Origin of the sequence: Nocardia rosealba (assembly GCF_020216065.1) — a bacterium.
Lineage (GTDB): Bacteria > Actinomycetota > Actinomycetes > Mycobacteriales > Mycobacteriaceae > Nocardia > Nocardia rosealba.
The window spans coordinates 85,348-98,839 of sequence record NZ_JAIWNA010000005.1 but is presented as its reverse complement, the minus strand read 5'-3'; the positions used below and the strand labels follow the sequence as shown (position 1 = coordinate 98,839).

Here is a 13,492-nt window from a genome sequence, read left to right as displayed (position 1 = left end):
TTATCGCACGTTCCGAACCGGAATTACTTGGCCGGCGGGGTGAACGGCGAGGTGACGGTGGCGAAGTACTGGATCGCCGCACCGATGGCGACCGGCGCGGTGATGAACAGCTGACCGGCCAGCACGCCCAGGAAGCCGACAGCGGCGGCACCGGCGATGCAGCCGGCCAGCGGGCCCGCGCCGAACAGGGCGAGGAGGGCACCGGTCAGGACCAGGCCGGCACCGGCACCGGCGATGCAGCCGACAGCCGCGCCACCGAGGCCACCGACGAGGGCACCCATGGTGGCGCCGACGGAGATGGTGTCCTTCAGACGGTTGAACGCCGCGACCTCACGGTCGTACTCGCTCTTCCAGGGCGCCTGCGCCTCGTAAGGCAGGGCGACCGGCTTGTAGACGGCCTTGGCCGGGTCCATCACCGGGGTCAGGGTGGCGGTGTTGCCGGAGATCTCGGCCACGATCGGGAGCTCGTGCTCTTCGATGCGGAACGCCAGCGGGGTGCCCGCGACGACGGTGCCGTCGGCCGCCTTGATCTTCAGGACATTGTCCTCGACGACCATCGAGCCGGCGTCGGTGGTGACGACGGCCTTCGAGTCCTCGACGATTTCGGCGGTGTAGTTGATCGGGGCAGCGGCGGCCGGGGCCTCTTCGGCGTGCGCGGTGCCGGCGGCGACGCCCATGGCAGCGATCAGCAGCGCCGAAGTGGCGGCGAATTTCCTCATCAGCATTTTTGTTGAACCTCGATGTTGGAGCGTTCGGAGGGGACCCGATGATCAAAAGCCCCCGCAGCTAACGAGCGGTGAACCACCTGTGTACTTCTATTCAAATTCTGTTCACCGTTGATACCCCAGGGCCGGTGCGCAGCTAGAAACCTGAGTGCCGACTAGGGTTTTTCTCAGGAAAGCAGACCCCGGGCCGTAACCTGAACCCGCCCAGTGTGACGGACATCACGGTGTAAATACCGTGACTGTTTCTACCTGGGCGAGTGCCGGTTCGCTTTCTGTCCCCGATCGCGAGCACGTATCGTTGTCGACGTGCGAGTGCTCGTTACCGGCGGGGCCGGATTCATCGGTGCGAATTTCGTCCAGCAGACGGTGGCCACGCGCCCCGACGTAGCGGTGACCGTCCTCGACGCGCTCACCTACGCCGGAAACCGCTCGTCGCTCGATCCGGTGGCCGACCGCATCGAATTCGTCCACGGCGACATCGCCGATCTCGACCTCGTCGACAATCTCGTCAGCGGTGTCGACGCGGTTGTGCATTTCGCCGCCGAATCGCACAACGACAACTCGCTCGCCGAACCGTGGCCGTTCGTGCAGACCAATATCGTCGGCACCTACTCCCTGCTGCAGGCCGTGCGCCGCCACGACGTGCGCTACCACCACGTTTCCACCGACGAGGTGTACGGCGACCTCACCCCCGACGACCCTGCCTTCACCGAAACGACGGCCTACAACCCGTCTAGCCCGTATTCGGCGACGAAAGCCGGCAGCGATCTGCTCGTGCGCGCCTGGACCCGTTCCTTCGGAGTGCGCGCCACGCTGTCGAACTGTTCCAACAATTACGGCCCGTATCAGCACGTGGAGAAATTCATCCCACGCCAGATCACCAATTTGATCGACGGCGTGCGCCCGCGTTTGTACGGTGCCGGTCATCAGGTGCGCGACTGGATTCACGTCGACGATCACAATCGCGCGGTCTGGGACATTCTCGAGCGCGGCCGAATCGGGCAGACCTATCTCATCGGTGCCGATGGTGAACTCGACAATCTCACCGTCGTGCAGTTGATTCTGGAAGCTTTCGATCGCGATCCCACCGATTTCGACCACGTCACCGACCGGCCCGGCCACGACCAGCGCTACGCGATCGACGCGAGCCTGCTGCGCACGGAACTGGGCTGGTCACCGCGCTACAGCGACTTCCGGGCCGGGCTGGCCGACACCATCACCTGGTACCGCGAGAACGAGGACTGGTGGCGGCCGAAGAAGGCCGACACCGAACGCGCCTACGCGGCGGCGGGCGAGCAGAAACTCTGACGGACTACACCGTCGTCCGCGGGGTCAGCCCCAGACGACGGTGTAATACGTTGCGGCAGCGGCGATCAGCGCGATCAGCGACGCGCAGGCCACGGCGAGTCCCGGCCCGCGGGTCGGGACGACACCGTCGGCATCGCGCAGCCGCAGCGGAACCCAGCGGATCACCACCGCGATACCGAGGATGGCCAGCGGCACGAAGTACCTGCCCTGCACGCCGTCGATGATGTAGTAGTCCACCGGCGTGAACGACATGTACAGCGTCACGTAGACCATCGCCACGCTGGCGAGCACCGTCGCCGCGACGATCAGGGTGCGGCGCAGCGTGCTGGTCAGCAGATCGGCGATGCCGAAGCTCACCGCGAACGCGATCAGGCAGGCCAGCATCGTCAGCGCGGGCGCGTCGACGTAGGCGAAGCCGAGTTCACCGAAGAACTGGTTGAACCAGCGGTGATCGCGCAGGGCGATGCTCTCGCCGAAGGTGTGTACGAAGTGCAGCGGGTCGCCGAGGATCCCACGCAACTGGTCGCCGGGCCGTACCTGACCCCACTGGTGCGGCGGGCGCATCAGGCTCATGCCGTCGCCGGTCGGCGCGGCGATCTTGGTCCAGGCCAGGAACAGCGTGCCGCCGGTGATCGCGAACACCCACGGCAGCACTTTCAGCTTGCCGGTGAAACCGAGGCGTTCGGCGGGCACGACCACGATCAGCATGGCCAGCAGCACGTAGGCGGGTTTGCTCAGCGGCAGCGCGATCGTCGCGGCCAGCAGGGCGGCGGTCTCGGGTCTGCTCAGCCGGTCGCCGATGAACAGCGCCTTCACCAGCAGCGCCGACACCAGAATGGCCAGCGCGTTGGTGAGCGTGTCGGCGGTGACGGTGCCCGCCTGGAACAGCGCGATCGGCAGCACGGCGACGGTGAACACCAGCCACTGGGTGCGCCGCTGCCGCAGGGCGTAGAGCCCGAACCCGACCACCGCGAGGTAGGCCGCCAACCCGGCCAGCCGGGTGAGCAGGTACATCCCGCCGATGTTCAGGCCGAGCGCCTCGCCTGCCCGGATGCCGACGGCGGCAGGCACATACGGCACGGGGGAGTAGGCGGCGGTGTTGGTGAACCACATCGGCCGGGTCGCCGAGGAGATGTCGGCACCGGCGAGCCGGTCGTAGGCGCCGGGGTCGGCCACCATCGCGCCGGGTTCCTCGGGGTTGTCGTTGTAGTCGCGGAAGGCGTAGCCCATGAGCTCGTCGATGCTCACCGGGATCTGTCCGCCGTAGGCGACACCGCGATCGTCGTGGATGCGCTGCGGGAACACCCCGCCGTGTGCCACCTGGTATGCACGGCCGAACTGGGTGATCTCGTCGTGGCCCCAGAACGCGGGGGTGAGCACGGCGAACAGCGCGCCGAACACCGTCGCGAGCACGGCGAACGCCACCGTCGCGGCACCGAACCGGCCGGTCAGCGAGCGGACGGGGGCGGGCAGGCGATCTTTGCGTTCGGTCGCGGGTACCTGTTCGGCGGCGACGGTTTCCGGCTCGACGGTGCTGGTCACCGACGGTCTCCGGCCGCGATGTCCGCACGCTCGCCGACGGCCGAATACCGCAGGTACACCAGCCGCGCCGCTTCGTGACGCGACCGGCGGATGCCGTCCAGAATCAGCCCCGCGGTCCAGGCCAGGCAGCCGAGCAGCATCAGCGTGAACGCGAAGAACAGCGTCGGGAACCGCGCCACCTCGTGGGTGTTGTAGAACTCGATCACGATCGGCACGGTGAGGATCACCGAGAACAGCAGGGCCAGCGTGCCGAACAGGCCGTAGAAGGCGACCGGGCGTTCGTGCCTGGCCAGACCGAGGATCAGCGCGAGGATCTTGGTGCCGTCGCGGTAGGTGCGCAGCTTGGATTCGCTGCCCGCGGGGCGGTCACGGAAACCCACCTGCACCGCGGTCTGCGGAACCCGCAGGTGCAGCGAATGCACGGTCAGTTCCGTCTCGATCTCGAACTCACGGGAGACGGCGGGGAAGCTCTTGACGAAGCGGCGCGAGAACACCCGGAAGCCGCTCAGCATGTCTTCGACGTTGTCGCCGAACACCTTGCCGACCACGCCGTTGAGCACCTTGTTGCCGGTCTCGTGCCCGGACCGGTAGGCGTTGGTGTCCTCGTCCTGCTTGCGCACACCGAGCACGTGATCGTAGGGGCCCTCGAGCAGGGTCTTGATCATCAGCGGTGCGGCCGAAGCCTCGTAGGTGTCGTCGCCGTCGATCATCAGGTAGACGTCGGCCTCGATATCGGCGAAGGCGCGGCGAACCACATTGCCCTTGCCCTTGGTGTTCTCGTAGCGCACGATCGCCCCGGCCTCGCGGGCGCATTCGGCGGTGCGGTCGGTGCTCAGGTTGTCGTAGACGTAGACGACGATCCCCGGCACAGCGGCCTTGAGGTCGGCGACGACCTTGGCGACTGCGGCCTCTTCGTTGTGGCAGGGGACCACGGCGGCAATGCGAAGCTCGGTGGAGTCCACCCGGGTCAATCCTCAGATGTAGGCATTAAAAGGGTCACCGGGAGGGTACACAGCACAGGTCTTCGGCGCTCATCCGGTTCGCCGAGCGTAACTCGGGGACTCGCCGGTCTTCGGTGTACCGTCGGCCCGTGTCCCACCCTGATCTATCCGAGCCCGCCCCCGCTTCGCTGCTGACGAAGGTGACGACGGCGTTGCGGCAGGGGGCGGCGTTCCTCGTCGTCGGCGCGGTCGGTTTCCTCGTCGACGCCGGTACGTACAACCTGCTGGTGTTCTGGGGCGGCGGATTGTCGCTGTCCGAAGGTGTGCTCTATCACTCCCCGCTCACCGCGAAAGTCGTCGCGATCGTGGTGGCGACGGTGGTCACCTACTTCGGCAACAAGTGGTGGACCTTCGCGCACAAGAAGTCCGGCAGCGCGGGCCGCGAATACCTGTTGTACGCGCTGGTGAATGTCGTGGCGATCGGCCTGCAACTGGGCTGCCTCGGCTTTTCCCGCTATGTGCTCGATCTGTCGTCGCCGCTGTCGGACAACATTTCCGCCACCGTCATCGGCCAGACGCTTGCTGTCATATTCCGTTATTGGGCCTACGACAAATTCGTGTTCACCGGCGCCGAGGCAACCGGTGAGCAACACGCGCGGGGTGCTGTTACCCCTCACTGACGGCGCCCGGCCCGGCGGTGATTGATATCCTCACCCCGCCCGCCGCGCCGCCCTTTCCTTACGTGACTGCTTGCGTCGGCGCAGTCGATACCGAGAATTTCGAGGACTTCATGGAGCAGTCGGCTACTCGAGTCGTGACCGAATCGAACGAACGGCACGAGGCCGCACCCGCGTCACTGCGTGGTGAACACTCGGCACCCGAACGCTTGGTCCTGGCCAGGGGCATTTTCACCGGCCCGTCGGCCCGGGTGAGCGACGAGCTCTACGCCGTCGTCAAGGGCGGTGCCGCCATCCGCGAGCGTCTGTCGCTGCACCTGCCCAAGGGCGCGACCGCGCACACCAACACCTACTTCGGCCGGTTCGCCGCCAGCTACTGGCAGCGCTGGACCACCGTCACCGAGGTGACCGCCACCGCGAACCTGCGGGTGGGGCACAAGGCCAATGTGCGGCTGGTCGCCTCCGATATCGCCGGGCACCGCCGCATCGTCGCCTCGCTGGTGGCGACCAGCAGTGGGTTCGTGAGCCTGTCCGCGCCGCTCGACCAGTACGTCGACGGCGGCGCGCTGTGGCTCGAGTTCGACGCGATCGGCGGTGAACTCGACATCACCGAGCTCACCTGGACCGCCAAGGCGCCCGAGGCGGTTCGCCCGGTCGCCATCGCGATCTGCACCTTCAACCGGGCCGAGGACTGCGCCCACACCGTCGCCGCGCTGGCCTCGGACCCCACGGTGCTCGCCGCCATCGACGCTGTCTACGTCGTGGACCAGGGCACCGATCTGGTCGAGAACCGGCCGCTGTTCCAGCAGGTCCGCCCCGATTTCGGCGACAAGCTGCGCTACATCCGCCAGCCGAATCTCGGTGGCGCGGGCGGCTTCACCCGTGGCCTGTACGAGGTGTCGGCGGCCAACGAGCACGCCGACGTCATCCTGATGGACGACGACATCCTCTGCGAGCCCGAGACCGTCCTGCGCCTGCAGGCCTTCGCGAACCTGACGGTCGAGCCGACCCTGGTGGGCGCGCAGATGCTGTTCCTGCTCAACCCCGACTACCTCAATGTCGGTGCCGAGGACGTGCGCCTGGGCGAGCTCAAGCACGGGCAGAAGGTGCCCAAGGCGCTGCGCAACACCTCCATGCTCAAGAAGAACCAGGAGCGCCGCGTCGATGCCGGCTACAACGCCTGGTGGACCTGCCTGATCCCGGCCGAGGTCGTGAAGAAGATCGGCCTTCCGGTCCCGATCTTCTTCCAGTGGGACGATGTCGAATACGGCATCCGGGCCCGCGAGAACGGTTTCGTCACCGTCGCCCTGCCCAATGCCGCCGTCTGGCACGCCGACTTCTACTGGAAGGACTACGACGACTGGGCGCGCTACTTCTCCACGCGCAACTCGCTCATCGTCGGCGCCCTGCACACCGATCTCGACGGCAAGGCCATCACCAAGGACTTCTTCCGCTACATCGCCGAACATCTCGTCGGCATGCAGTACGGCCTGGTGCACACCACCCTGCAGGGCATCGAGGACTTCATGAAGGGTCCGAAGGTGTTGCGCGACGGCGGAATCGAGGCGCTGGCCGCGGCCCGCACCTCCCGCAACGACTACCCCGAGACCATCAAGCATCCCGCCGCGACCCCGCCGGTGAACTCCGCCGAGATTCAGGTGCGCCGGGCGAGCGGTGAGCCGAGCCGCATCACCCTCGTGCTCATCAAGCGCGCGATCATGCAGTGGACCGGGCGCACCCAGCACGGGCTGATCGGTGTCACCCGCGAGGACGCGCACTGGTGGCATGTGGGCCTGTTCGACCACGTGGTCGTCACCGACGCCTCCCAGTCCGGCGTCCGCGTGCGTCGCCGCGACAAGGCCCGCGCCCGCGCCCTGCTCATCCGCACCTACCGCACCCTGCGCAAACTCCGTCGCGAACTGCCCAGGCTCCAGGCCGAATACCGCGCGGCGGTCCCCGAACTCACCAGCCGCGAGAACTGGGCCCGCCTCTACGGCATCGACCCCAGCTGACCGAGATCACCACGCCTGGTGGCGGGATCGTCCGCCACCAGGCGTGGTGCTCGGCTCAGCAGGTCAGCGGTAGCCGCGTTCGCGGTACTGCTTGCGGTGTTGCTTGGCGATGGAGCGCCAGGCGCGTTCGCGTTCGGCGGCCAGGCGCTTGTCGGTGCGGGCGGCCATCCACTCGTTCTCCTTCGCCAGCTTGCGGTAGCTGGTGAGGCGGCGCTCGGTGATGGTGCCGTCGGCGATGCCCGCCTGGACCGCGCAGCCCGGCTCGGTCTCGTGCGCGCAGTCGGCGAAACGGCAATCAGCGGCGAGGGATTCGATGTCGCTGAAGGTCTTGCCGATACCGTCGGCGGCGTCGTAGAGGCCGATGCCGCGTAGACCCGGTGTGTCGATGAGGGTGCCGCCGCCGGGGAGCGGTCGCAGTTCCCGGTGGACGGTGGTGTGGCGGCCCTTGCCGTCGACCGCGCGAACGGCGTTGGTGGCGAACACTTCCGCGCCGAGCAGGGCGTTGGCCAGGGTCGACTTGCCCGCGCCGGACGGCCCGATCAAGGCGACGGTGCCGTGCAGCACGGCCGTGAGCACATCCAGCCCTGTCTCGGCGGCGGCGCTCACCGCGAGCACCGTCGCCCCCGGCGCGACCGCACGCACCTCGTCGAGCGGAAGATGTTCCGCCGCATCGGCTTTGGTGAGCACAACCACGGGTTGGGCATTGCTCTCCCAGGCGAGGGCGAGCATGCGCTCGATCCGTCCCAGATCGACGTCACCGTCGGCGGCGCTGCAGATCAGCACGGTGTCCACATTGGTGGCGAGCACCTGGGCGACCGAGCGCCCCGACACCGACGAGCGCATGATCGCCGAGCGGCGCGGAAGCAGCAGGCGCACAGTGCCTTCCGCGTCGAGACCGACCCAGTCGCCGGTACACAAGCCGGTGATGTCACGCGGACAGGCGGCACGAGACGGGCCGCTCGGGGCGACCACATCGCATTCGCTGCGATCCATCCGGACGATGCGTGCGGGCACGAGATCGCCGAGCAGCGGGAGATATTCGGAAGCTACGGCTTCGGTCCAGCCGTAAGGGACGAGCAGGTCGTAGTCGACCATCGGTAGAAGTCCTTCGTCGGGCGCCGAGCCCGACGTCGGGGCTCAGCGAGCAGAGGTGATGTCCGGAGCTGTCGGGGCGCCATCGCGCACCCGGGGCACGGCAATCCACACGTCTGTACTCACGGACATCCACCTCCTCTCCAACGTTGCTCCTACTGTGCCGCATACCCGCGACACCGCACAACCGATTTATGCCGACAAGCGCCCGATCAGCTCCGCGGCGGCATCGACGCAGGTCAGGGAACGACGACCCGGTCGAGGCGGGCAGGCTCGGCCGGTCGGTACGCACGGTGAGCTGGAACCGGCCGGGACCGGTGGGGGCGATCACCTGGAACGGGTAGGCGCCGTTGCCGAGCGTGGGCACCGGGGATTATTTCCGCGGGCCCTGATCCGGCTTGCCGAAGTGCTCGTTGCGGCCGAGCGAGCGCAACCGGAACCACTCCTTGAGCCCAGCCGGATCGCGACGGGTCACCAGGAAGAACCAGGAGAACCTGATCCACTCCTGCGGCAACAACTTCCGCATACCGGGCTGTGACATCAGGTACCCGCGATTGCGGTAGGTGAAGTAGCGCTTCACCGGATCGTCGGGGTACTGGGTGTGCATGCGCCCGCCGAGGATCGGCTTGAACTCCTCGGCACCGTTGGGGTGCAGGTAGGCGGTCTGCAGGCAGGTGCCGAACGGCAGGCCCGACCGGACCAGGCGCCGATGCACCTCCACCTCGTCGCCGCGCACGAACAGGCGCAGGTCGGGCACACCGATCAGGTCGACGGCCTTCGCCGAGATCAGCGCGCCGTTGAACAGCGACGCGATGCCGGGCAGGAAGTCGTCGTCGCCGAGCTCCGACCGCGTGCGCCGCCACACCACCCCGCGGCGCAGCGGGAAGGCGAGCCGGTCGGGTTCGTCGATATCGCACACCACCGGCGACACCTCGACCAGATTGTGCCTGCGCGCGCAATCGATCAGCGTGGCGAGGACTTCCGGGCCGTCGGGTCGGCCGTCGTCGTCGGCCAGCCACACCCAGTCCGCGCCCTGGGTGAGCGCGTGCAGCATGCCGAGCGCGAAACCGCCGGCGCCGCCGAGGTTGTGGCGTGAGCCGAGGTAGGTGGCCTCGATGGGCTGCTGGGCGACCAGCTCGGCCACCTCGTCCTCGTTGGCATTGTCGACGACGATCAAATGGTCGATCGGACGTGACTGCGAGGCAAGCACTTTCAGCGATTCGGCGAGCAGCTCGCGGCGCTTGTGGGTGACGACGACCGCGATGATCCGCGCGTTCGGTCCGGTCTCGGTGCTCAGGTCGGCCGGTTCGGCGCCTGCGGGCAGCTCGGGTTCCTCGGTCACGGGCAGCACGGCGGCGGGCTCCACGGGGGCAACCCCCGCCTCGAGCCGATCGGCCATGCTGAACCCACCGGGCACGGCGGCCGGGACAGCGTCCTCACTCTGACCGCTCATGCCTTGTTCTGCTCCAATTCTTTGTCGCCGGATTCGGCTTCCAGCTCGCGAAGCACCTGTGCCACGTGGTTACCCGCCTCGGGCCCTTCATACGCTCGCACAACGTCTTCGATGCCGCCCTGTTCGCGGATGCGACCGTGGTCGATCCACATCGCGGTATCGCACAGCTGGGCGAGGAATTCGTTGGAGTGGCTGGCGAAAACGAGAATGCCCGACCGCGCGACCAGCGACTGGAGCCGGGTGCGCGCCTTCTTCATGAACTCGGCGTCGACGGCGCCGATGCCCTCGTCGAGCAGCAGGATCTCGGGGTCGATGGAGGTGACCACACCCATCGCCAGGCGCACGCGCATACCCGTGGAGTAGGTGCGCAACGGCATCGACAGGTACTCGCCGAGCTCGGTGAAGTCGGCGATCTCGTCGATCTTGGCCAGCATCTGCTTGCGGGTCTGCCCGAGGAACAGGCCGCGGATGATGATGTTCTCGTAGCCGGAGATCTCCGGATCCATGCCGACACCCAGGTCGAACACGGGTGCCACCCGGCCGCGGATGCGGGCACTGCCGCGCGAGGGTTCGTAGATGCCCGAGAGCAAGCGCAGCAGCGTCGACTTGCCCGCGCCGTTGTGCCCGACGAGCCCGATCCGGTCGCCTTCCTTGAGCGAGAGGTTGATCTCGCGCAACGCCTCGACCACCACCACGTCGGAACTGTTGCGTCCGATCGCGCCGCCCGCCTTACCGAGAAAGGCTTTCTTCAGCGACCGCGACTTGGCGTCGAAGATCGGGAACTCGACCCAGGCGTCATGGGTTTCGATACTCACACGGCTCACGACAGTCTCCTAAACCCAGTACGGGACGCGGGCACGGTACTGCTTGAGCGCCAGGATCGCGACCACCCAGCCGACCACCGTGATCGCGCCGACGATGACCCAGGAATGCCAGTCGGTCGGCTCGCCGAGCAGCGGGCCGCGCACGATCTCGAGGTAGTGGAAGGTGGGGATGATCTCGATCAGCTTGGCCCGGTCGCTCATGCCGCCGACCGAGTTCTCCAGCGCCTTCGTCGACCACATCACCGGGGTCAGCACGAACAGCATCAGCGTCATCGAGCCGAGGATCGGGGCGATGTCGCGGTAGCGGGTGGAGAAGATGCCGAACACGATCGACACCCACATGGCATTGAGGAACAGCAGGAGGATCGCCGGAACAACCAGCAACAACGTCCAGTCCAGATCGCGCCAGATGGAGAACGCGAGCAGCAGCACCGCGTAGATCGCCGCGTTGTGGATGAAGAACAGGAACTGGCGCCACACCAGGCGATACACGTGCACGCTCAGCGCCGAGGGCAACTGTTTGATCAGTCCCTCATTGGCGATGAACACATCCGAACCCTCGAGGATCGACGCGCTGATCACGTTCCAGACGATCAAACCGACGGTCACATACGGCAGATACTCACTGATCGGCTGATTCAACAGCGTCGAATACAGCAGGCCCATCGCCAGCGCCTGCAGACCGGTCGCGATGGTGATCCAGAACGGACCGAGCACCGACCGGCGATAGCGCTGTTTGATGTCCTGCCAACCCAGCGACAACCACAGCTCACGCTGATGGAACCCGTCGCGCATGTCTTTGAACGCGCGCCGGAACGTCTGCGAATCCGACACCATCGGCGTCTTGACCAGCAGCGGGGCGTCGTCGGTCTGCTCGGCGGCGGCCGCAGCGGCCACCTCGGCTTCGGTCGGTGTCTCGTCGGTATGCACGGGGCTCTCTTCGGTACGCGCGTCACCCTGGTCGGAGACCGATTCGGAACGAGCGGCAGCAGCGGGCACGGTCCCCGACCTTACAGGTACTGCCCGCCGCCGACATGGCCATGGCCTGCCTTCCCATCGGCCGCGTGCATGCCGGGCGGGAGGGCGCCCTGGCGCATCTGTTCGAGCTGGGCGCGGGCGGCCATCTGCTGGGCGAACAGGGCGGTCTGGATGCCGTGGAACAGGCCTTCGAGCCAGCCGACGAGCTGGGCCTGGGCGATGCGCAGTTCGGCATCCGAGGGCACGGACTCGTCGGTGAAGGGGAGGGTGAGGCGTTCGAGTTCCTCGCGCAGTTCGGGGGCGAGGCCCTGCTCGAGTTCGCGGACCGAGGACTTGTGGATGTCCTTGAGGCGCGAGCGGCTCGCGTCGTCGAGCGGAGCGGCGCGCACCTCCTCGAGCAGCTGTTTGATCATGGTCCCGATCCGCATCACCTTGGCGGGCTGCTCGACCATGTCGGCCAGCGACTCGGCCGACTCGTCGCGGTCGTCATTGGCCTTCTTGTCCCCGTCGACCACCTGCGCGGTGTACTCGGCCGCGGCGTCGGAGTCGGCGGGCACGGTGACCGGCCGACCGTCGGGACCGATCACGACGATGGATTCGGGGGTGTCCTCCGAGTGCGTCATAGCCCCATCATTGCGCGTGTGTCGGCTTCGCGCTAAAACCCCCACGCGGTTACACCGTGACGCCCGCTGCCCTTAAAGTGGCCACCATGACTTATGACGTCGCGAGGGTTCGGGGCCTGATACCGTCCCTGGGCGACGGCTGGATCCATCTGGACCCGCAGGCGGGGATGCTGGTTCCCGATTCGGTATCGCGTGCCGTCTCAACGGGTTTCCGTACCTCCTCGTTTTCCCACATCGGCCGCCACGGTGCGGCGACCCGCAGCGGCGCGATCCTCGACGCCGCCCGGGAGGCGGTCGCCGACCTCGTCGGCGGAGATCCGGCCGGCGTCGTGCTCGGTCCCGATCGTGCGGTTCTGCTCGCCTGGCTTGCCGAGTCTTTGAGTTCGCGCCTGGGTCTGGGCACGGGCATCGTGCTCTCCCGTCTCGACGACGAGGCCAATGTCGCGCCGTGGCTGCGCATCGCCAACCGCTACGGCGCGCACGTGCGCTGGGCCGAGGTGGAGATCGAGACGTGTGAGATGCCGTCGTGGCAGTTCGAGGAGCTGATCGGGCCGACCGCGCGCCTGGTCGCGCTCACCGCCGCGTCGCCGATCGTCGGTTCCGCGCCCGCCGTTCGGGTGGCCGCCGACCGGGTCCACGATGTGGGCGGTCTGCTTGTCGCCGACGCGTTCGGCGCCGCACCGTACGCGCTGATCGACATCGACGAACTCAATGCCGACGTGGTCGCCCTGAGCGCGCCGTCGTGGGGCGGTCCGCAGGTCGGCGCCCTGGTGTTCCGCGACCCCGCCTTCCTCGACCGCATCCCGTCGATGTCGCTCAACCCCTACGCCAAGGGGGCTGAACGCCTCGAGGTGGGCGGGCACCAGTACGCGCTGCTCGCCGGGCTCACCCAGTCGATCGACTTCCTCGCCGGACTCGACGAGCGCGCCACCGGCACCCGCCGCGAACGCCTCGAAATCTCGATCACCTCGCTGCAGGACTACCACGACCAGCTCTTCGACCACCTCATGCAGGTGCTGGAGCAGGTCGAGGGCCTGACCGTGATCGGGCGCGCCTCCACTCGCATCCCCACCGTCAGCTTCACGATGGCGGGCATGCAGGCGGAGAAGGTGGCGGCCAAGCTGGCCGACGCCCGTATCGGCACGGTCAGCGGGGTACACGGCGGCAGCCGGTTACTCGACGCCCTCGGTGTCAACGACGAGGGCGGGGCCGTCACCATCGGCCTGGCCCCGTACACCACGCGCTACGAAATCGACCAGCTCGGCCGGGCCCTCAGCTCGCTCGAGTAGGCCGCGCCCGCAGCTGTTCCGCTCGAGT

The 13,492-nt window shown here is 67.4% G+C and carries 12 protein-coding genes; 4 read left to right on the top strand and 8 right to left on the bottom strand.

Annotation, left to right across the window (positions count from 1 at the left end; genetic code table 11):
• Positions 1 to 23: 23 nt before the first annotated feature.
• Entirely contained in the window at positions 24 to 725 is a 702-nt protein-coding gene (locus LDL21_RS19540; protein WP_181700760.1) for a DUF8020 domain-containing protein, read from the bottom strand.
• Positions 726 to 1,031: 306 nt separating this feature from the next.
• On the opposite strand from LDL21_RS19540, the gene rfbB reads away from it, so the two are divergent.
• Positions 1,032 to 2,033, top strand: a complete 1,002-nt coding sequence (rfbB, locus tag LDL21_RS19535) for a dTDP-glucose 4,6-dehydratase (protein WP_225281254.1) — start codon at positions 1,032 to 1,034, stop codon at positions 2,031 to 2,033.
• 24 nt (positions 2,034 to 2,057) lie between these two features.
• On the opposite strand, the gene LDL21_RS19530 is transcribed toward rfbB, so the two are convergent.
• Positions 2,058 to 3,575: a DUF2142 domain-containing protein gene (locus LDL21_RS19530; RefSeq protein WP_225281253.1), complete on the bottom strand. Its 1,518-nt coding sequence runs from the start codon at positions 3,573 to 3,575 to the stop codon at positions 2,058 to 2,060.
• Positions 3,572 to 4,537, bottom strand: a complete 966-nt coding sequence (locus LDL21_RS19525) for a glycosyltransferase (RefSeq protein ID WP_181700753.1) — start codon at positions 4,535 to 4,537, stop codon at positions 3,572 to 3,574. The genes LDL21_RS19530 and LDL21_RS19525 overlap by 4 nt, the downstream gene beginning before the upstream one ends.
• Before the next feature lie 128 nt (positions 4,538 to 4,665).
• On the opposite strand from LDL21_RS19525, the gene LDL21_RS19520 reads away from it, so the two are divergent.
• Both LDL21_RS19520 and LDL21_RS19515 read left to right on the top strand, forming a co-directional pair.
• Entirely contained in the window at positions 4,666 to 5,196 is a 531-nt protein-coding gene (locus LDL21_RS19520) for a GtrA family protein (protein WP_067640283.1), read from the top strand.
• Positions 5,197 to 5,306: 110 nt separating this feature from the next.
• Positions 5,307 to 7,205, top strand: coding sequence for a glycosyltransferase (locus LDL21_RS19515; protein WP_225281252.1), 1,899 nt, complete (start codon positions 5,307 to 5,309; stop codon positions 7,203 to 7,205).
• Positions 7,206 to 7,268: 63 nt separating this feature from the next.
• On the opposite strand, the gene rsgA is transcribed toward LDL21_RS19515, so the two are convergent.
• From rsgA to LDL21_RS19490, 5 genes are all read right to left on the bottom strand, one after another.
• Complete coding sequence (gene rsgA / locus LDL21_RS19510) at positions 7,269 to 8,300, bottom strand: ribosome small subunit-dependent GTPase A (protein WP_225281251.1); 1,032 nt, start codon at positions 8,298 to 8,300, stop codon at positions 7,269 to 7,271.
• Positions 8,301 to 8,670: 370 nt separating this feature from the next.
• Entirely contained in the window at positions 8,671 to 9,750 is a 1,080-nt protein-coding gene (gene glfT1, locus LDL21_RS19505) for a galactofuranosyltransferase GlfT1 (RefSeq protein ID WP_225281250.1), read from the bottom strand.
• Positions 9,747 to 10,565 carry a galactan export ABC transporter ATP-binding subunit Wzt/RfbE gene (gene wzt, locus LDL21_RS19500; RefSeq protein ID WP_225281465.1) on the bottom strand — a complete coding sequence of 273 codons (819 nt, stop codon included), beginning with the start codon at positions 10,563 to 10,565 and terminating at the stop codon, positions 9,747 to 9,749. Before wzt ends, glfT1 begins: the two co-directional genes overlap by 4 nt.
• Before the next feature lie 18 nt (positions 10,566 to 10,583).
• Complete coding sequence (wzm, locus tag LDL21_RS19495; protein ID WP_443678049.1) at positions 10,584 to 11,471, bottom strand: galactan export ABC transporter permease subunit Wzm/RfbD; 888 nt, start codon at positions 11,469 to 11,471, stop codon at positions 10,584 to 10,586.
• A 113-nt stretch (positions 11,472 to 11,584) separates the two neighbouring features.
• Positions 11,585 to 12,175: a bacterial proteasome activator family protein gene (locus LDL21_RS19490; RefSeq protein WP_225281249.1), complete on the bottom strand. Its 591-nt coding sequence runs from the start codon at positions 12,173 to 12,175 to the stop codon at positions 11,585 to 11,587.
• A gap of 86 nt (positions 12,176 to 12,261) precedes the next feature.
• On the opposite strand from LDL21_RS19490, the gene LDL21_RS19485 reads away from it, so the two are divergent.
• Positions 12,262 to 13,464: a cysteine desulfurase-like protein gene (locus LDL21_RS19485; RefSeq protein ID WP_067494785.1), complete on the top strand. Its 1,203-nt coding sequence runs from the start codon at positions 12,262 to 12,264 to the stop codon at positions 13,462 to 13,464.
• The last annotated feature ends 28 nt before the right edge of the window (positions 13,465 to 13,492 follow it).

Coding starts and splice junctions, on each gene's coding strand:
- LDL21_RS19540 (WP_181700760.1), bottom strand. CDS start 725: ATGCTGATGAGGAAATTCGCCGCCACTTCGGCGCTGCTGATCGCTGCC.
- LDL21_RS19515 (WP_225281252.1), top strand. CDS start 5,307: ATGGAGCAGTCGGCTACTCGAGTCGTGACCGAATCGAACGAACGGCAC.
- rsgA (WP_225281251.1), bottom strand. CDS start 8,300: ATGGTCGACTACGACCTGCTCGTCCCTTACGGCTGGACCGAAGCCGTA.
- glfT1 (WP_225281250.1), bottom strand. CDS start 9,750: ATGAGCGGTCAGAGTGAGGACGCTGTCCCGGCCGCCGTGCCCGGTGGG.
- LDL21_RS19490 (WP_225281249.1), bottom strand. CDS start 12,175: ATGACGCACTCGGAGGACACCCCCGAATCCATCGTCGTGATCGGTCCC.
- LDL21_RS19485 (WP_067494785.1), top strand. CDS start 12,262: ATGACTTATGACGTCGCGAGGGTTCGGGGCCTGATACCGTCCCTGGGC.